Raw genomic sequence first — 18,427 nt, forward strand, 5'->3', positions numbered from 1 at the left:
GTGGCGTCGAGGAAGGACGCTCTGAGGTCCGGCCCGCTGTGGTCGAAGACTTTGGCGGTCGCCGCCGTCGCCGAACTCGGGACCGGATTGGCCCTGGTGACCGTTCCCTCGCTCGTCGGGCAGCTGCTGTTTGGTCAATCCCTCACTGGCGTGGCGGGCGAAGTGGCGCGTTTCGCCGGCCTTGCCTTGGTGTCTTTGGGCATAGCGTGCTGGCCCGGACGTTCGCCCAGCGCCACAGCGCTGGTCGGGATGTGGATCTACAGCCTCCTCACGGCGCTGTATCTCGCCTATCTGGGCTTATCGAGCGCACGGTCTGGCGCGCTGCTGTGGCCGGCTGTAGCCGTTCATCTCACTTTGGCCGTCCTGCTTGGCCGACAAGGGCTGGCGTCCAGGCCAGGGTGAGTGCGGAGCGGAGGTCCAGAACAGCGCGCAAGGTCGCCGGGCTGCAACCGACGCAAGCTCTCGGGCGTAGTCTAGCAACGGTCCGTCGTTTTCGCCGGGGGACCGCCTTCTGGACGCCGCGTTCCTGTCGCGCCCGGGATGCTTATTGCGTCCGGGAGACGTCCATGCCGCCCCACCATCCCACCGTCCTCGTGGTCGAGGACGAGGCGATCCTGTCGCTGGCGATCCGCGATGAGCTGATGTTGGACGGCTTCGCCGTGGTCGGACCGTTCGTGAGCCCTCGGGGCGCCCAGGAATGGCTTGTCGGCGCGCGGCCCGACTGCGCCGTGCTCGATTTCCCCACAAGCAACGACGACGCCGCGGCCGCGCTGGCGGAAGACCTGATCCGGCGCGGCGTGCCGGTCATCGTGGTCTCGGCCTTCCAGCGCGAAACCTCCCCGGTTCAAGTCTCGGCCGCCCTCTGGTTAAAGAAGCCGGCGACCCGCAAGGCGCTGACCTCGGCCATCCGGTCCGCATGCGCGCCGAGCGCTGGAGAGCGATGAGATCGCGGCCGAGCGCCAGCCGTTCTTCATGAGGGACTCGCTGCCGCGGGGGTGCTCTCAGCGATGTTCAGCGTCGCGTTAGGCGTCGTCGCTGGATCCGAGATTGGTGCCCCTGGCCGGCACCGTCACTCCCAAAAATTCATATGCAGATTAAGCTTTTGCAGATTGACCGCGACCTTGGTCCCACGTTTAGTCCCACTTACGCGCCGCTGTCATGGAACTTGGCTAAGGCAGTTTCACCTCAATCTTTCTACCCATGCGCGCACGGAAGCAGCCATGGCGGCGCGGTGGTCGGCGGCGTTGAAGCCCGAGACGCCCTTTCGGGGCATGAGGTCATGGTCGCCGTCGGACATCCAAAGCAGCTCGATCGAGGGCGACAAGGTGTAGCCCGCGACTTCCTCCTCGGTTCCGAAAGGGTCCCGCGTACCCTGAACAATCAGCGTTGGGACGTGTAACGCCTCCAGGTGAGCCGTGCGGGTCTTTGTGGGCCGCCCGGGCGGATGGAACGGGTAACCCAGGCAGAGCAATCCAGCGATATCGCCCGTATTGTGGAGATCATCAGCCACCTTCGAGGCGACGCGACCACCCATCGACTTGCCTCCAACGACAAGACGCTCCGAACCGATGTAGGCCCGCGCTGCGGCCACGGCGGCACCGTACTCCGGGACCAAGGTTTCAGCCTTGGGCGGCGGCTTGCGCCCACCCGTGCGTCGCGCGGCCATGTAGTCAAATTCAAAGCGCAGCACTCGGAGCCCCGCGGCTACAAGTGCTTCGGTGGCGGACTGCATGCCGGCAGAGTCCATCGCTCCCCCCGCGCCGTGAGCCAACAGCAGCGTGGCAGGACTGTGATGTGGGCCGTCGTCGAGGAAGTCGGAGGCGGAATTCATTGGTCTGTCCGGGCGCTCGTAACACCGTTGCACACGTTCTTGCCCAAACCACGTGGGCAGCCCGCCATGAGAATCCAGCGTGGGCGTGGTGGATTTCGAGACCGCGCGCCTCCGGGCGGGCTCCGGCGTGGAATTCCGGCCGTTCTCGCCGCGGCTTGCCTCCGATCTACAGCGCAATCGGCAGGCCGGCGGCGTCGCCGAGGCGTTCAGCGCTAGCCTGCAGCCGCCGCTCCGCCCCGCCGAGGGCGTCGCGCTGGGCGGCCCGGCGAGCCGGACCGTTGACCGGCGGGGCGAAAGCGCCTCGGCGCGCCGGCCCGCTCGCCGTCTGTCAGTACGTGGCCCTGCCGCCGGAGATGTCGAAGACGCCCCCGGTCGAGAAGGAGCAGTCGTCCGAACACAGCCAGGCGACCAGGCGGGCGACCTCGTCCACCTCGACGAAACGGCCCGCCGGGATGCGGGCCTCGATCTCGGCGCGGCGCTCGGACGAGATCAGCTTCGCCATGGCGGTCTCGGCCGCGGCCGGCGTCACCGCCGTGACGACGATCTTCTCGCGCGCGGTCTCCTTGGCCAGCGTCTTGGTGAGCGCCAGCAAGGCCGCCTTGGAGGCCGCATAGGCCCCGGCGAGCGGCATGCCCTCCTTGCCCTGGATAGACGACATGTTCACCACATGGCCCCGCAAAGGCCGGGGCTGCTGCCGCAGCATGCGCCCCACCACCGCGCGGGCGACCAGATAGGAGCCGACGAGGTTGACCTCCAGCACGCGCCGGAAATCGTCGGGCGACGTCTCCCAGAGGGGCTTCACCTCGCCGAGCACGCCGGCGTTGTTAACCAGGGCGTCGATCCGGCCCGCGGCGGCGAAGGCCGCTACTGCGGCCTCCACCTGCTCCTCGGCCGTGATGTCCACCACGCGCGCGCTGACGCGGTCCGGCCCGAGCTCGGCCCGCGCGGCCTCCAGCCGGTCCTGCGACAGGTCCCAGAGCTCCACCACGGCGCCGCCGGCCAGCAGCGCCCGCGCGACGCCGACGCCGAAGCCGCCGGCGCCCCCCGTCACGATGGCGCGTTTTCCGGCGAGGTCATAGGCGTTCATCGGTCAGCCCGCCGTCCAGGGCGTCTTCAGTCTGCAATATTCCAGCCGGTAGACGCCGATGTCCGGCTCCCCCCGGATCTCGACGCCCGGGACGCGCAACAGCGCATCGGCGGCGGCCCTGACCTCCTGCGGCCCGCAGCCCTCGACCAGAATGGCGCGTTCGGGCGCCGCCAGGATGTCGGTCCGGTCGCGGCTCTCGGCCGTCCGTTCGCCGGAGGCGGCGTCGTCCGTGAGGCACAGATGCAGGCCCGTCAGGCGCGGCGACGCCGCGAGCCGCGGCAGCGCCTCCTCGGCGAGGATGCGCTCAGCCTCCGCGCGGCGCTCCGGCGCGAGGTCGAACCGCAGCGTGGCGAGCGAGCCCCCCTGGCCCGGGCCGAAGCTGGCCCGCACGCGGGTCAGGGCGCGGGAGGTGTTCCTGAAGCCCTGCGTCGCCCGCTTCGTCCAGGGCGTCGGCGCATTCAGGCGGCGCTGGTAGTCGTCTCCCACCAGGACCTGCGGCGTGTCGGTCTCGTAAAGGGTGAAGAACTCCGGCGCCGTCCTGTCGTCGTCGCGGATATAGCGCCGGCCGCGCCGGAATCCGGGGATCCCGACGCGCTCCGGCATGTGCTCGGCGAGGTGCCAGGCGTAGAAGTCGTCTCGGCCCTCGGGGGTGATGTCGTTCCAGATCAGGACCGCTCCTTCGCCAGCCAGCATCGATGGTCCTCCCGTCCGTCAGGCGCGCGGCCTCACGATCCGCTTTTGCCCGCGAACTCGTTGGTGAAGAAGGCGTCGGCCGCCTTGTCGGTCTGGAGGTCCTGGTACTGCTTCATCAGGTCGACCGTGTCCTGCCAGTCCTTGAGGGCGAACTGACCCAAGGGGAGCGACTTCGTCGCCTCCGAGGCCATCAGGCCGATGCCGGCCTTGAGCTGCGCCATGGCGAGATCGGCATCCATGTCGGGCTTGACCTTCTGGCCGGCCTTGACCGACGCCTCCGGCTCCTTCAGCGCCGCCTGGAAGCTGCGCGTGGTCGCCTTGACGAAGCGGCGCACGAGGTCCGGATTGGACTTGAGCGTCTCCTCGTTGGCGATGATCGTCAGGCCGACCGTGTTCACCCCGTTGGCGGCGTAGCCGAAATCGACCAGCGGCACGCCCTGGCGCGGCAGGGTGATCGACTGGTTGTCGAGGCCGGCCATCAGGCCCTCCGCCTTCTTCTCGGCGACGGCCACCATCTTGCCCGCGCCCTCGACCCGCAGGATCTTGACCTTGCCCCCGTCGACGCCGTTCCGGGCGAAGAGCGCCGGCAGCAGTTGCAGGCCGGCCTCGCCGGGCGCGCTGGCGACCGTCTTTCCCTCGAAGTCCTTGAGCGTCTTGATCCCGGCGTCGACCCGGGCCGACAGAGCGTAGGGGGACGAGTTCGTCACCGCCATGACGGCGCGCACGGGCGCGCCCTTGCTAACGCCCGCCACCACCGAGCCGCCGTCCGCCAGCCCGAAGGTGTCCCCCTTGGCGCCGACGGTCTGGACCGCCCGCACCGAGCCCTGGCCCTCGCCGATGGTGAGGTCGATTCCCTCGTCCTTGTAGTAGCCGCGCTCCACGCCGAGATAGAACGGCGTGTGGAAGCCATAGGCGATCCAGTTCAGCCGGAAGGCGACCTTGTCCTCAGCCGAGGCCGGCCCGGCGATCAGCGTTGCGGCCAGCAGGCCCCAGATGGCGGCGCGTGTCATGTGATCCTCCCCTCGTAGTCTATTATGGGTTGCCGGACAGGTCCGGCTCCGTCGTGCGGCGAGAGACATGCCACGGGATGGCGATCCGCTCGATCGCCTCCACGGCGCCGTAGAGCGCCAGGCCCATCAGGCTGATCACCAGGATGGTGGCGAAGGCCATCGGCGTGTCCATGTTGTTGGAGTAGCCGACGAGCAGATAGCCGAGACCCCGGTCGGAGGCGACGAACTCGGCCACCAGCGCCCCGGTGGCCGACAGGGCGGCCGACACCTTGAAGCCCGTGAACAGGGTGGGCAGCGCGTGCGGCAACTGCACCTTCCAGAAGATGCGCCCGGCTCCGGCGCCGGTGGCGCGCGCAAGGTCGAGGATGTCCGGGTCGACCGAGCGGAAGGCCGAGACCGCGCTGACCACGATCGGAAAGAACGACAACAGAAAGACGAGCAGCACCTTTGGCAGCAGTCCGTACCCGAACCAAATCAGGAAGAGCGGGGCGACCGCGATCTTCGGCACGATCTGGAGGAAGACGATGACCGGGTAGAGCGTTTCCCGGAAGGCCTGCGAGAACGCCACCAGGAGCGCCAGAAACACGCCGACCGCCACCGCCAGGACGTAGCCGATCAGCATGGGCTGCAGCGTCGCGAGCGCCCCGTCCAGCACAGTCGGCAGGCGCGCGACCATCTGGGTCATTACCACGGAGGGCTTCGGCAGGATGTAAGGCTTCACGCCGAGCACGAGGACGGCGGCTTCCCAGGCGGCGAAGATCGCCACGAAGGTGGCGACGACCTTCCAATGGTCGAGCACGAGCCGGCGCACAGCGCTCATTCCCCGGCATCCTCCCTGCCCCGCGTCGCGGGTGTCGCTGGCTGTTCGGCGTGACAAGGGTTTGACGAGGCCCGTCCGCGCTCGATACATTGAACATCGTTCCATAAAGGACGGGGTTCCGCAACATGCGGGTCGTGAAATCTCAGCTCCATAGCGCCCTGGATCTCATCGAGGCGCTCTCGCGGGCGGCGAGCCCCTGCGGCGTGTCGGAGCTTGCGGGCCAGCTCGGACTTCCCAAGAGCGGAGTCCACCGCCTGCTGGGCCAACTCGTCGACAAGGGCTGGGCCGAACAGGACCCGGCCACCCAGCGCTACCGGCTGACCCTGCGGTTCGCCCTGATGGGCAAGCGCATGCTGGCGCAGGCGCGCATCGAGGAGATCTGCCAACCGATCCTCGACGCGATGGCGCGCGAGACGGGCGAACTCGTCCGGCTGTCCTGCGTGCAGGACCGGCGCCTCGCCTGGCTGGGCTCGGCCCAGGGCGCCCCGCCCGGCCTGATGTACGCCCCGTCGATGACAGGGCGCATCCCGCTTCACGCCACCGCCAACGGCAAGGCCTGGCTCTCTACCCTGCCGGAGGGCGAGGCGGTCGCGATCCTGCTTCAGGACGGCCTGAACGACACCGGCGCGAGCGGCCCCAACGCGATCCGCGACCTCGACGGCCTGATCGGAGAGCTTCGCCGGACGCGCGAGAGGCGATGGGCCATCGCGCTGGAGGAGGCCGAGCCCGGCATCGTGGCCATCGCCGCGCCGATCATCCCCGGCGGCCAGACGGCGATCGGGGCGGTAAGCGTCGCGGGACCCGTCCAGCGCATCCCGCCCGCGCGCCACGCGGAGCTGGCGATCCGGGTGCAGGCCGCGGCCGGCGAGCTCGCCGACCGCTGGCCGATCCCCGTCCTGTCCGCCGCTCCCCGGAGAACCGCCTGATGGCCATCACGCTGCGCAATGTCGGCAAGACCTACCGCCGGGGCGGCGTGGTCACGCACGCCCTCGACCGCGTCGATCTCGACATCGCCGAGGGCGAGTTCGTCGCCATCGTCGGTCCATCCGGCTGCGGCAAGTCCACCCTGCTGCGGCTCATGTCGGGGCTGCTCCCCGCCAGTTCGGGCGAGATCCTGGTGAACGGCGCGCCGGTGACGCGTCCCAGCGGCGAGATGGGCATCGTATTCCAGGCCCCGGTGCTGCTGGACTGGCGCAGCGTGCGCGAGAACCTGCTGTTCCAGATCGAGATGCGGGGCCTGCGCAAGGCCGACTACGTGGCGCGCGCCGACGAGCTGCTGCGGCGCGTCGGGCTTGCGGAGTTCGCCGACCGCTATCCCTACGAGCTCTCCGGCGGCATGCGGCAGCGCTGCGCGATCGCGCGGTCCCTCATCCACGACCCCGTAATGCTCATCATGGACGAGCCCTTCGGTGCGCTGGACGCGCTCACGCGCGAGCAGATGCGGCTCGACCTGGAGGCGCTGTGGATGGCGACGCGCAAGACCGTCCTGTTCATCACGCATTCCATCGACGAGGCCGTTCTGCTGGCCGACCGTGTGGTGGTGATGAGCCCGCGCCCGGGCAGGATCGAGCGCATAATCCCCGTCGAGATGGCGCGCCCGCGTGGGCTGAACGGCCGCAAGAGCCCTGAATTCATGCAAATCGCCGACGAGATCACCGACATCTTTCTCTCGCGCGGGGTGCTCACGGCCGGCGCGGGGGCGACGGCGTGACCGGCCTCGCAGAGGAGGCCGACGCCCTGTTCGGCCAGGTCCGGGGCGTCATGTCCGCGATCCCCGCGGACCGTCTGGACGCCCTCGCGCAAGCCATCGCCCAGGCGAGGATCTGCGCTCTCTACGGACAGGGACGAGCCGGCCTCGTCATGGAGGCGTTCACGATGCGCCTGCACCATCTGGGCGTTGACGCGCACGCGGTCGGGGCGATGAACGCGTCGCCCGTGGGGCCGGGTGACCTCTTCCTGGTCAACGCCGCCATGGGCGATCTGCCGACCGCGCTGGCGCTGATCGCATCGGCCCGCCGGGCCGGGGCGGGCGTCGCGCTGTTCACGGCTGCTGTAGACAGCGACGCGGCGGCGGACGCCGACCACGTGGTGCCGATCCCGGCCCTCATGGGGCGCGGCGTCGACCCGACCGGTCCGCTCGTGATGGGCGGCGCCTACGAATGGGCGCTGTTGGGTGCGACCGAGCTGCTGGTCCACCGCATAATGCGGCCGCTCGGCGTGACCCAGGACGCGATGTGGGCGCGCCACGCCAACCTGCTTTGATGAAGCGGGATCGCTCTTCCGACGCTCCTGCAGCCTACCGCGTCCTGCTGCTCGCCAGCATGACGCGCTCCAAAAGGCTTGTCAGGGACTAGCCGACACCGGGCTGATGAGCCCGGCAATCGTCGCTGCCAGTCTTGCACGGCTGTTCACGCCGCACTTGGCATAAAGCGCATCGACATGCGTCTTGACGGTCGACCTTGCGATACCAAGGACTGCGGCCGCTTCTCCCAGGGACTGTCCCTCGACGATATGCTTCAGCACCTGTACTTCGGTGATTGTAAGGGCGTAAAGGCGCGCAGCTGTGGCGATCGGCGTGTGCAGGTCTGGTTCGGGCGAGCGCAGAACGAGCAAGTAGGCCCCCGATGACTCGGCTGTTGTATCCAGCCTGACCCCCGTGACATGCAGTCGGCGGCCAGTCCACGCTGGCCTTCGCCTGGAAGCTCATCGGCAACGGCCGACCCCCGCCTCGTTGAGGCCCATGTTGCGATCCCTTCCGCACAGAACGTTTGTTCCGATAACATGGGGTAAGTAACAGTAAGCGAAGCGGCATGATCTACGCCACCTAGACGAACGAGCGCACGAACTGCTCAAAACAGAGTTCTCCTATCTGCTACAAGCCCAAATCTTGGGCTCGTGCTGGGAGTTGGAGGGAACATGCGTCGATCGTGGCGGCGATCACCTCAGGGTCGGTAGGATTATGAGCCAGGCCTTCTCGGCGATCAACGACGGATAACCCTCCTGGCGAAAGCTCGCATAGAGGATGATCGGGATCCCACGGCGTTCAATCTCCCCTGCCAATTCTGTGCAATCGCCGTCCCTTAGTTTGATGTCAAGGACGGCGCATTGAGGCCAGAGGTTTTCCAACTCGTGCTTGGCGTCACAGCACCGGAGGAACGGTCCTGCCACCTCGAACCCCGCAGTTTCGAGGCCTTCCGCGAGCGGAACGCCCGTTATAAGGCGGTGACTTGTCAATAGGACGTTCGGTCTGACCGCCGCCATTGGCATCCTCCGAAGGCGAGGCTCCGGGGCGCGGGCGCACGTCCAGGCGTTGGCTTAGACGCGTCGCGAAAAGGGAATGCTGGGTTGAGTACAAAGTTTCTGCCTGGGCTTGGCATTTTTTTTGAACGGCCTCCAGGGCTCAACTGGGCGCTCAACCGTTAGTTTGTGGCTAGACGGCCGGCAGCTCCTTCGACGTGCAGATCGTTTACAGCGCGATGAGTGCTGCAACATCGAGCCTTCCGAACCCGACAGCTGTCCCAACTGCACCCGTGGATGGCATGGTGGGCGCCGGCCGCAGACCGGAGGGCGTGGAAGTCGTCGCGACCAGCTGGACGACGGCTTCACCGTCGACCACGCAATCGAGATAGGCGGGTCCACCTCGGGAACCTGACTTCGCCAACGCCGCTGGGTCCGTTTTATATGTCCGAGATGACTCGAGAAGGCCCCGCAGCAATCGCACCCTTGCTGGTGGCTTTTTCGTGCCCGTTTTTTCTGGCGAAAATACCCCCTGGTCTGTCGTCAACAGACATCTCCCCGTCCTCGCGAAACCATCAGGTCACCCGTGGTCGTCGGGCGCACGCCTTGGCTGCACTGACCAGGCGGCCGGCTGGTCGTCTGTATCAGCCGCGGCGGCCGCTGCCGTCGTCTGCACCTTGCCGGACTTGTGATGGGCCGGCGCGTAGATCGTATAGATCTGCATCGATTTTGCACCGATGTTGATGATGTTGTGCCATGTCCCCGCCGGAACGAGAACGCACCATCCTTGTGAAACCTCCTTTTCGAACGTCAGTTGATCCTTAGCGGATCCCATCTGCACCCGGCCGTGGCCGGCCTCAATGCGCAGGAACTGATCGGTTTCCGGATGTGCTTCAAGGCCGATGTCGCCGCCGACGGGGATCGACATCATCGTCACTTGCAGGTAGCGCCCGCTCCACGCAACAGAACGGTAATTCGTATTTCGGTTCGTCGCCTCTTCAATGTTGAACGACTGCGGCTGTGGACCGATATCTTGAATCCTGTCAGCAGGGCTGCTCATGGTGAATTGCTCCTCCAATGGCACGGCTTCACGATCTCGCATGCTTTAGTCAGGTTGTTTGAGGTCACAGACGTGGGCGTCAGGACCAACTGTCCCTGATGTCTCCAAAGGGAAGCAGGGTCACAATCAAGACAAGAAGCGTACGCGCGATAGGCCCCGGCCTTTGGATCAGGTCACCAGATCAGCCGGCGCTCGCTGATCAAGAATGACCGATCATCCAGTGAACGATATTGACTTAGATCAGGCATTCCGAACCCCAGATCGAGACTTGAACTGCGCTCCGCGCGGAGGGCGTGAGCACCGCTGATCTCCGTCATGTCCATCAAGGCGGAAATAGCGTAGATGGAAGCGTCACAGACGTCATCGACGGTACGAGCGTGTGCGGGCAGCGAGGCTTGTGGCCCCAAACACCGACTCGGAGAGGTCTGATGAGCAGCACCCGTGACAAGGCCATCGGGGTGGCCAGTGAGGCGATCGGCAGGGCCAGATGCGCCGTAACGACAGCGGCCGATCGGTCGCCGACTCGCTCAACAAAAAGCTCTGAGTCGGCGATGCGAGCGATGGGCGAGCCGAAAGGGTACGAGTGAACCGCGCCTCTTCACGGATGCGGAGTACCGCCAGGCGGTTGATGGCTGCGGAGACGCCGAAGGGCGCATCCGCAGTCGCGGACGGTCCCGTCGCATTTCGGACTCTTGAGAAACTGGGTCCGCATCTCTCGATGATGATGGGGAGGGGCGGCTTTCATGGGTTGCTGACGCGCGCGTTGTTCCTTGCCGCAGCCGAGGTCCCCTGGCTGACGACGGTGCAGGTCGTCGATGGAGACCTGGTGGGGCTGAAGGTCGCTCATTCGGAATCCGACCAGGCCGACCTCTGCAACGGAGAGGTCGTCCTTCTGGCTCAGTTGCTCGGCCTCCTCGCGGCTTTTATCGGCCCAGCGCTGACCTTGCGCTTGCTCAGCCAGATCTGGCCGCAGCTTCCCTTCGACGACCCGGATTTCAGCGCTACGGCGAATGAAGAGAAAGCCGAATAAAATGGCCAATTCAGCCCCACCAAAAACGGGCTTGCCTAAGCCCCCCAAGGTCGCGATTCACAAAATCTCAACAGGGGTGCTCGGTCTGGACGAAATCCTGGGGGGCGGCATCCCGGAGTTCTCGTTCAACCTGATCGGCGGCTCGCCCGGATGCGGCAAGACGACGCTCGTGCACCAACTCGCGTTCGCCAATGGAACGGCCAACAGACCGGTGCTCTATTTCACGGTGCTCGGCGAGCCGGTCATCAAGATGCTGCGCTACCAGCAGCAGTTCTCATTCTACGACGAGTCCAAGGTCGGCGGCGCCATCCGGTTCATCAACCTGTCCGAAGCGGCCCTGAAGAACGACCTCAGCCTCGTGCTGGCGGAGATCGTGGCTCAGGTCAAAGCGTACAATCCCGGCGTTGTGGTGATCGATTCTTTTCGCAGCCTCGCCCGAAGGGCCATCGGCGACGCAGGCGAGACGGAGGTGCAGGCGTTCGTCCATCATCTGTCCCAGTTCCTGGTGAATTCAGAAGTCACGACGCTCCTCGTGGGCGAATACGTTCAGGACGAGATCCGCGACAATCCGCTTTTCACCATGGTCGACAGCATCCTGTGGCTTTCACAGGTGACGGAGCGCAATTCCGTCGTCCGGAAGCTGCAGATCTTGAAATTGCGCGGCCAAGCCTCGGTGCCGGGGCTGCACACCCTCCGGATCACTGACGAGGGGCTGCAGGCGTTCTCGCGCACCCTCGGACTCGAAGCCGCCAGGGCGCGACCCCAGAGCCGCACTCGTCTTTCCGTGGGGATTCCTGAGCTCGACAAAATGCTCGGCGGCGGTGTTCTGGAAGGGGACAGCGTTCTGGTGGCGGGACCGTCCGGCACCGGAAAGTCGGCGCTGGCCACCCAATTCATCGGAGAGGGACTCCGCCGCGGAGAGCCGGGCGTGATGGCGATCTTCGAGGAGCGTCCGGATGGTTACGTCCAACGGGCGGACGCGTTCGGCCTCAAGTTGAAGGCTGCGGTGGAAGCAGGAACTCTCGAGCTTCTTTACCTTCGTCCGCTCGACCTGTCAGTCGACGAGACCATGCTGGCGATCCTGGACGCCATCAAGAGGGTGGACGCCAAGCGCGTCGTCATCGATTCGCTCGTCGGTTTCGAGATGGCGCTGGCGCCCAGCTTCCGGGCCGACTTCCGTGAGTCGCTGTACCGCATGATCGGCGCCCTGACCGGCGCCGGCATCACAATTCTCAGCACGGTCGAGGTGGAGGACAACTTCACATCCCTTCAGTTCAGTCATTATGCGGTGTCGTTCCTGACCGACGACATCATCCGGTTGCGCTATGTGGAGATCGACGGCCAACTGCGGAAGACGATCGTCGTGATCAAGGTGCGCGGGGGCAACCATAGCAAGGACATCCGTGAGTATGTCATCAACGAGCACGGAGTGGTCGTCATCGCTCCGCGGACGACGGACTACAGCCAGTTGAGCACTGGGCTCCCGGAACGGACAGGCCCGCGCAGACCCCAAGAAGACGAAAGCCCACCAGAGCCGAAGGCCCGCGACTGATGCCGAATACGAAGGCGCTGGAGCCAGTTCCGAATGATCAATCGAGCTTCTTCGACCATGCGCCTTGGGCGGTGACAGAGCTCTCCGGCGAAGCGCACATCGTTCGCTACGCGAACTCCGCCTTCTGCCAGCTCATCGGCCAGTCCCGGGCCGAGGTGATTGGAAGTCCGTTTCACAGTCTGTTGTCGCCCGCCGACGAGTGCCTGGCGCTTCTTGATCGCGTCTTTCGAACCGGCAAGGCGGTGAGTCATACGGCGGACGAACGACAAGGCCGTTGCCCTCTCTTCTACTCGTACACTTTGTGGCCGGTGAAGGCCGAAGGTCAAACGGCTGGCGTCATCATCCAGGTGAGCGAAACAGGGCCGCTTCACGAGACAAGGCAGGCGATCAGCCAGGCTCTGCTTCTCGGCGCCCTCCACCAGGACGAACTGATCGAAGCCGCAGATTCGGCGAACGCCCGGCTGCAAGCCGAGGTGAGCGAGCGCCGGCGGCGTGAACACGACGCCAACGTGCTGACGAAGGAGGTTTCGCATCGGGTGAAGAACAATCTGCAGGTCATCGTGGCGTTGATCGCTCAGGAGATCAAACGGACGCCGGAGCCTTGCGTGCAAGGTTACCGGGCCATGCAACGCCGGATTGTGGCCATCGCCCAGCTATATGACCTCATATCGCAATCCAGTCGAGGCCAGACCGTCGCCCTCGACGCCTATCTCACGGACATCGCCGCGACCCTGTGCGCAAGTCTGCTGGGGGACATGTCTGACGTTCGGATGACCGTGGACGCGGAGGCGCTGACGATTGATTCCGAGCGCGCCGTTCCCTTTGGCCTCTTGGTCAATGAGCTATGCACCAACGCGATCAAACACGCGTTCCCCAACGGCGCCGGCGTGGTCACCCTTGCCGTCCGCCGGATCGGAAGGGAGATCGAGCTCAGGGTCGCTGACGACGGGATCGGCATGGCGGCACAGGCCCAAGAAGGCACGCCTCGTAAACATGGCTCCGACTATGTGGCGATCTTCGTTCGCCAGCTTTCAGGCGCACTCGTCAGGTCCGCTTCGCCGGTGACTGGAACGACCGTCACCATCCGATTTCCCGCCAGCGTAGATGGGTAGAAGCCACAAGCTGGCGGCATAGCGGGATAAGACGGGGGTGAGGCCGGGTCAAAATCGTGCAATAACAGATCGGGTTTCATAGCCCAACCGAAGCAGCACCATAGCGGTCCAGCCTGGAGTCGCTTCACGTGCCGCGCCGGCGGAGCTGATGCAGCTCAATGCGCGTCGATCAGGCGCGTCGCATCGTCGCCACGCCGCGCCAGCAGGCCCGTTGCAGGAGGGCTCGACTCGCGCGGGCTGTCGCTGCGACGCGCTGACCGGAATGCTTGGACTATGGATGCGCATTCGCCAGTATCCTCTCATTGCTGGATCGTGAGCGGTTTTGAGAGGCGACCGCCGACCCGATTCGCCGCCTGAGGGGAAACGCCCATGTCTCTTGGAACCATTCTTCTCATCGTTCTGGTCATATTTCTCCTTGGGGGCTTCAGTGGCCGTTTCGGCGGGTACGGCTACGGATTTGGTCACGGCGGTATCGGTGTGATCGGGCTGCTCCTGATCATCATCCTCGTCTTGCTCGTGCTCGGGCGGATTTGAAGGTCTTCGGTCGCGCCTGCCGGAGCAGTCCACTATGGCCGTGATTGCAACCGAAACGTACCGTCTGCGTGGGCAGGTGCGCGAGCCTGACACGCAGCTCGGACTGGCCGCGCGCTATTGGCGGAGCGCGTCAGGCTTCTGGCGTGGGCCGGGAGCCTGGAAAGCGCAGGGTCTCGCAGGGCTCGTGGTCTGCAGCGTGATCCTGCAACTTTCGATCCAGTATCGCCTGAACTACTGGGGGCGAGATTTTTTCGACGCATTCGGCCGTCGTGACGGCGCCACTCTTCAATCCCAGGCCCTGCTGTTTTTGCCGCTCGCCGGGGCGAGTCTTCTGGCGACGGTCTTTGCGGTGTGGGCGCGCATGACGACCCAGCGGCGTTGGCGCGCTTGGCTGACCGGTCACCTCATCGATCGTTGGCTGCTGCATGAGCGGTTCAGAAACCTGACCTTCACCGTCGGCGAAGACCAGAACCCAGAGTACCGCATCGCCGAAGACGCTCGAGCCGCCACCGACGCGCCAATCGCGCTGGCGGTCGGCCTGCTCAACGCGGTCCTCAGCGCGATCATCTTCATCGGTATCTTGTGGAATGTCGGAGGCGATCTCATCGTCGAGGGGCGCGGATTCACGCTCACGATCCCGAAATATCTGGTGATTGCGGTTGCGTTGTATTCGGCCCTGCTCACCCTTGCGGCGATGGTCATCGGCCGTCGCCTGGTGAGCGTGATTGCGAGCAAGAACGCCGCTGAGGCTCAATTTCGGTCGGTCGGGTCCCACTTGCAGGAGAGGTCCGCGGCGCTGCCGACAGCCATCGGTCGACCCGAGCAGCATCATGCGCTGGCGGAAGCGCTCGGGATCGTGATCGCAAGCTGGCGGAGGGTCTGCTTCCAACTCATGCGCATGACAATGGTGTCACAAGGAAACATTCTGCTGGCGCCTGTCCTCGCCTGGGGGCTGTGCGCGCCGAAATACCTGCTGGGCTCGATGTCGCTCGGCGAGGTGGCGCAGGTGACCGCCGCCTTCATCACCGTACAGGCCGCCCTCAACTGGTTCGTCGAGAACTACGCCGGTCTGGCGGATTGCATGTCCTCGGTGAACCGCGTGGCGTCCTTGCTGTTCGCCTTCGACCAGCTCGACAGCGACGACCCCGTGTCCGCGGGCGCGCTTGCGACGCCCTCCGACATGGCGGGTAAATGACTGCCAAGGGATGCTGAAAACAGACATATCAACAAAAGTCTCGTTGAGTGCGATATATAAACATCAATAAGCGACTGAAGAACAGGCAACCAATTTCATCAGCAGATGTTTCCAGTAGGGTTGGATACGACTTCCAATCCGCAAGGAACGAAAATTGCAAAAATCTGATGCGGTAGCCTCCCTCCTCCTCTTCGCCGAGGACGAGCGACTTATCCTGGACATGCTCGAGGGCGCCTTGCGGGACGCGGGGTTCGACGTCGTCTGCGCAGGCGACGGTGAGGGAGCCATGAAGGAGATCGAAGAAGACGTGAGTCGATTTGGCGCCATCATCACTGATGCGCATCTGGGCGCGGGTCCCGACGGCTGGGAGGTCGTCAGGCGCGCCCGCGAACTCGCGCCGTCTCTTCCCGTCATCTACATCACCGGCGCGGGCGCCGCCGAATGGGCCTCGCAGGGGGTGCCGAACAGCGTGCTGATCACGAAGCCTTTTGTGCCAGCTCAGGTCATCACCGCGATCGCAGGCCTGCTGAACCAGAGTGATGTTTGCTGAGCGGGCAGACACGTCGTGATCCAAGCTCGGCGCAAACGTCATCATTTTCAAGCGTGCGTCGTTCAATGTCCGACGCTGTCGCCGGCGAGCTCCTGCCACAGCGATTCTTCGTGCTCCCACCTCGCCAAATCACTGAGACATCGGCTCCAGATCTGGCAAGGCCGGTCAGATCTGGCCCATTCGCGGCCGTCGGAGTCGACCCACATGAAGCTCGCTAAAGGCATCCTTTTCTTGACGTTTATGAGCTTAACGGCCACGCAAGCCCGCGCAGAGTGCCAGATCGCGGACGCGAAACTGGAGGAAGCAATTCGCAATCGTCCGAAGTTCCAGGGCCCTGCAAACCGGCAGAGCGTGCGCGACCTTCGAAGCTTGCGCGACGCCGCATTGACGCTGTGGTCCTACGGCCGTCAGGATGATTGCGAGCGGCTCGTAGCTACGATCCGGGAGCTTGTGTCGGGGCCGTCAATGGAGACGCTCGGCGGCAATGACGAGGAAGACGCGGAAGCGCAGATGGACGCCACGAAGCCGCAAGCCTCTCGCGGCGCCGTGAAGGGCGAGCGCGACCGAAAGGGCGCCAAGCCGCTGGTCAACATTGAGGACCTGGCGCCCGGGATGAGAGCTGACGAGATCATCGGGGCCGAGGTGCGTAGTTCCGACGACAAGATCATCGGGGAGGTCAGAAATGTCGTGTTCGGCACGAAAGACCGGCGGGACTATGCAATCGTCGCCGCGGGCGGGTTCTTCACGCCAGGAAAGGACAGCATCGTCGTCCCGATTCGGGCCTTGAAGGTCTCGCAGGAGCGGGTCAGCTTTTTCCTCCCGATGTCACAGGCGAAGGTGAAGACGATCCCTTTTATGCCCGACCAGGACTACCGCTGGCTCTCTGACGAGGATTGGCGCGATCGGAACGACAAGCTGTTCGCTTCCCCCTGAACGATGGCCGAGTGCGGCAGAGCACCCTTTAGCGCTGGCGGACGACCCCGCCGAGGCCGACGTTTATATCAAGCACCGGGGAGATGAGACAGTGTAGCTCCCCGTGCTCCCCGTGGCTGAATTTCCCTTGTAGCACTACGCGCCTCGGCAAAGACCCAGAGTGAGCATACTGCCCGCTCACCACCTCACCCCGCTTTGGCAAAGTGTGCTTCGGCTTTGCTTGGTCCGGATTTCCACCACGTCCTGTCAAACCGGAATCGGCTGCCGTTAACCCGGGACGCTGGGCCTGAGGCCGTCCAGCGGCCAGCATGTTGTCTATCTCGCTCAGTTTGGCAGCGAACCTTCCTGTCCAGCGGCATCCATCCGAGACCTCCCGCACACGCCTCGTCTTGCGCGGGAATTCGAGATCGCCCCACCGGCCGATCCATAATGACTCCTGAACGGCGAGATGGTCGCACATGAGATCCAGGAAATCAGCTTCGGGGATGCCCGAGCGGGAAGACTCGAAGCAGACGAGGATAAAGCGCGCTAGGTGAGTGGCGACAATTCCACCTGATCACTGATGACCGCCCACCTCGACTGCGAGATCCGATATCCCGCAGCGGCAGCAAGCGGGGCGAACCCCTCCAGCCCTCGTGGGTGGAGCTTCAGTCTGCTCTGGATAGCCTGACTGCGCCTGCGCTGGTCTGAGCTCGTTACCGAGCCGATCACCGCGCTGGCTCCTCGCCCGCCTGCGCGCAGGCTCGACAGATTGCGGATGATCTCGTCGTCGCTCCCGTACTCGAAGAGACCGCCCTCGGACGAGGCCACGACAACGGCGTCCCCTGCCGTAAGCGCGGTCACAAGCGCGTCCAACAGCCCCGTGTCGCTCCAGTCATAGGCGAGCCGGCGAAGGGACACAGTGATTCCGTGAAGCGGCCGCCCCTCGCGTCGAAGCTCATCCAGAGCCGACGCGCCAAACGCCGGCCCCTCCTCGTCGAGGTCGAGGACATGGATCTCGACCGGGCCGAGCAACTCTGGCGAGGAAGCAGCCGTGATGATCACCGCGTTGATCGCGTCCATCGCCGGGCCGCCAGCGATGTCGATCAGATGCAACGGCCTGCGAGGCGCTCCGCGGAGTTCGCGGGCGGCCGCCGCGGCAATCAGCTCGGCCGTCTGCTGCATGCGCAGACGCAGCAAGGTCGCATTGGGTGAGCGGGACAACCCCGGCGCTGAAAGACCTCAGGCCCCGCTTTGGCGGGGCCTGAAACTGCTTCAAGCGTCTCGGTTGGCGGCGCTGGCGCAGGCTGTGGCACTGACCGCCGGCGGTTAGTTGTCGAGGGTGATCGTCAGATCCGCCCGCTCGCGCGGCCTGAACTCGGCATCGTAAGCCTCCATCTCATCGATGAGGTTGCCGGCATCCAAAACAAGCCGGTTGGTCACATGGATCACGAAGTCAGGCGCGCGCTGGACTTTTTTGAGCAACCGTAAGACGGCGATCCCCTCCACGATGATTGGGCGCGGGAAGCAGCCCTGAAGCCGATCGTCAATGATGCGGGTGATCTGGTTGTTCAGATAGACGAGGCGATCGTCTGGCCGGGGGGTCAGGAACAGGTCCGTTTCCAGTAGGGTGACGTTGAAACGCCAAGCCAAGAACCGCCCCAGCGTTGTTTTTCCGACGTCGGGCCACCCGTCGAGGGCGACAAGCTTCGGGGGCAGATTGTGCAACACCGGGGTGAGAGCCTGGACCACATCCGCATATTGCGGGCGGGTCGGCCCACCCGTCGTGATAACCATATCTGCC

Annotated in this window: 21 protein-coding genes; 12 read left to right on the forward strand and 9 right to left on the reverse strand. The window is 65.0% G+C overall.

Translation table 11 applies throughout. The features are described from left to right. A complete protein-coding gene (locus tag ABEG18_RS21920) occupies positions 1-402 on the forward strand; it encodes a hypothetical protein (protein ID WP_406855165.1) in 402 nt (133 codons plus the stop codon). Positions 403-566: 164 nt separating this feature from the next. Continuing rightward, a complete protein-coding gene (locus ABEG18_RS21925) occupies positions 567-944 on the forward strand; it encodes a histidine kinase (RefSeq protein ID WP_406855166.1) in 378 nt (125 codons plus the stop codon). Between the two features lie 236 nt (positions 945-1,180). Here ABEG18_RS21925 and ABEG18_RS21930 read toward each other — a convergent pair whose 3' ends face one another. From ABEG18_RS21930 to ABEG18_RS21950, 5 genes are all read right to left on the reverse strand, one after another. Then, positions 1,181-1,831 carry an alpha/beta family hydrolase gene (locus tag ABEG18_RS21930; protein WP_406855167.1) on the reverse strand — a complete coding sequence of 217 codons (651 nt, stop codon included), beginning with the start codon at positions 1,829-1,831 and terminating at the stop codon, positions 1,181-1,183. 328 nt (positions 1,832-2,159) lie between these two features. After that, a complete protein-coding gene (locus tag ABEG18_RS21935) occupies positions 2,160-2,918 on the reverse strand; it encodes an SDR family NAD(P)-dependent oxidoreductase (protein WP_406855168.1) in 759 nt (252 codons plus the stop codon). 3 nt (positions 2,919-2,921) lie between these two features. After that, positions 2,922-3,611 (reverse strand): hypothetical protein, encoded by a 690-nt coding sequence (locus ABEG18_RS21940; RefSeq protein ID WP_406855169.1) that lies wholly within the window; start codon positions 3,609-3,611, stop codon positions 2,922-2,924. Between the two features lie 32 nt (positions 3,612-3,643). Further along, positions 3,644-4,621 (reverse strand): ABC transporter substrate-binding protein, encoded by a 978-nt coding sequence (locus ABEG18_RS21945; protein ID WP_406855170.1) that lies wholly within the window; start codon positions 4,619-4,621, stop codon positions 3,644-3,646. A 22-nt stretch (positions 4,622-4,643) separates the two neighbouring features. Continuing rightward, complete coding sequence (locus ABEG18_RS21950) at positions 4,644-5,441, reverse strand: ABC transporter permease (protein ID WP_406855171.1); 798 nt, start codon at positions 5,439-5,441, stop codon at positions 4,644-4,646. A gap of 134 nt (positions 5,442-5,575) precedes the next feature. Here ABEG18_RS21950 and ABEG18_RS21955 point away from each other — a divergent pair, with 134 nt between their 5' ends. From ABEG18_RS21955 to ABEG18_RS21965, 3 genes are read left to right on the forward strand one after another with little or no spacing between them, the layout of a single operon-like run. Then, entirely contained in the window at positions 5,576-6,367 is a 792-nt protein-coding gene (locus ABEG18_RS21955; protein ID WP_406855172.1) for an IclR family transcriptional regulator, read from the forward strand. Then, entirely contained in the window at positions 6,367-7,152 is a 786-nt protein-coding gene (locus ABEG18_RS21960) for an ABC transporter ATP-binding protein (protein WP_406855173.1), read from the forward strand. The genes ABEG18_RS21955 and ABEG18_RS21960 overlap by 1 nt, the downstream gene beginning before the upstream one ends. After that, complete coding sequence (locus ABEG18_RS21965; protein WP_406855174.1) at positions 7,149-7,703, forward strand: 6-phospho-3-hexuloisomerase; 555 nt, start codon at positions 7,149-7,151, stop codon at positions 7,701-7,703. The genes ABEG18_RS21960 and ABEG18_RS21965 overlap by 4 nt, the downstream gene beginning before the upstream one ends. An 81-nt stretch (positions 7,704-7,784) precedes the next feature. On the opposite strand, the gene ABEG18_RS21970 is transcribed toward ABEG18_RS21965, so the two are convergent. Beyond that, a complete protein-coding gene (locus ABEG18_RS21970; RefSeq protein ID WP_406855175.1) occupies positions 7,785-8,054 on the reverse strand; it encodes a response regulator transcription factor in 270 nt (89 codons plus the stop codon). A 1,204-nt stretch (positions 8,055-9,258) separates the two neighbouring features. Beyond that, the gene (locus ABEG18_RS21975; protein ID WP_406855176.1) at positions 9,259-9,738 is read right to left on the reverse strand and encodes a cupin domain-containing protein; all 480 of its coding nucleotides are present in this window, start codon (positions 9,736-9,738) and stop codon (positions 9,259-9,261) included. A 628-nt stretch (positions 9,739-10,366) separates the two neighbouring features. Here ABEG18_RS21975 and ABEG18_RS21980 point away from each other — a divergent pair. From ABEG18_RS21980 to ABEG18_RS22010, 7 genes are all read left to right on the forward strand, one after another. Continuing rightward, positions 10,367-10,768: a hypothetical protein gene (locus ABEG18_RS21980; protein ID WP_406855177.1), complete on the forward strand. Its 402-nt coding sequence runs from the start codon at positions 10,367-10,369 to the stop codon at positions 10,766-10,768. Position 10,769: 1 nt separating this feature from the next. Further along, positions 10,770-12,320: an RAD55 family ATPase gene (locus ABEG18_RS21985; RefSeq protein ID WP_406855178.1), complete on the forward strand. Its 1,551-nt coding sequence runs from the start codon at positions 10,770-10,772 to the stop codon at positions 12,318-12,320. Further along, positions 12,320-13,432 carry a histidine kinase dimerization/phosphoacceptor domain -containing protein gene (locus tag ABEG18_RS21990; RefSeq protein WP_406855179.1) on the forward strand — a complete coding sequence of 371 codons (1,113 nt, stop codon included), beginning with the start codon at positions 12,320-12,322 and terminating at the stop codon, positions 13,430-13,432. The genes ABEG18_RS21985 and ABEG18_RS21990 overlap by 1 nt, the downstream gene beginning before the upstream one ends. Before the next feature lie 369 nt (positions 13,433-13,801). Then, positions 13,802-13,966: a DUF3309 family protein gene (locus ABEG18_RS21995; RefSeq protein ID WP_406855180.1), complete on the forward strand. Its 165-nt coding sequence runs from the start codon at positions 13,802-13,804 to the stop codon at positions 13,964-13,966. 34 nt (positions 13,967-14,000) lie between these two features. Further along, entirely contained in the window at positions 14,001-15,161 is a 1,161-nt protein-coding gene (locus ABEG18_RS22000) for an SbmA/BacA-like family transporter (RefSeq protein WP_406855181.1), read from the forward strand. Positions 15,162-15,315: 154 nt separating this feature from the next. After that, positions 15,316-15,711 carry a response regulator gene (locus tag ABEG18_RS22005; RefSeq protein ID WP_406855182.1) on the forward strand — a complete coding sequence of 132 codons (396 nt, stop codon included), beginning with the start codon at positions 15,316-15,318 and terminating at the stop codon, positions 15,709-15,711. Positions 15,712-15,915: 204 nt separating this feature from the next. Further along, positions 15,916-16,644: a PRC-barrel domain-containing protein gene (locus tag ABEG18_RS22010; protein WP_406855183.1), complete on the forward strand. Its 729-nt coding sequence runs from the start codon at positions 15,916-15,918 to the stop codon at positions 16,642-16,644. 528 nt (positions 16,645-17,172) lie between these two features. Here ABEG18_RS22010 and ABEG18_RS22015 read toward each other — a convergent pair. Together ABEG18_RS22015 and ABEG18_RS22020 are read right to left on the reverse strand one after the other, a co-directional pair. Next, positions 17,173-17,808 carry a hypothetical protein gene (locus tag ABEG18_RS22015; protein WP_406855184.1) on the reverse strand — a complete coding sequence of 212 codons (636 nt, stop codon included), beginning with the start codon at positions 17,806-17,808 and terminating at the stop codon, positions 17,173-17,175. A 144-nt stretch (positions 17,809-17,952) separates the two neighbouring features. Further along, complete coding sequence (locus ABEG18_RS22020; protein ID WP_406855185.1) at positions 17,953-18,420, reverse strand: hypothetical protein; 468 nt, start codon at positions 18,418-18,420, stop codon at positions 17,953-17,955. Positions 18,421-18,427 lie beyond the last annotated feature (7 nt).

Source organism: Alsobacter sp. KACC 23698 (assembly GCF_045348435.1).
GTDB lineage: Bacteria > Pseudomonadota > Alphaproteobacteria > Rhizobiales > Beijerinckiaceae > Alsobacter.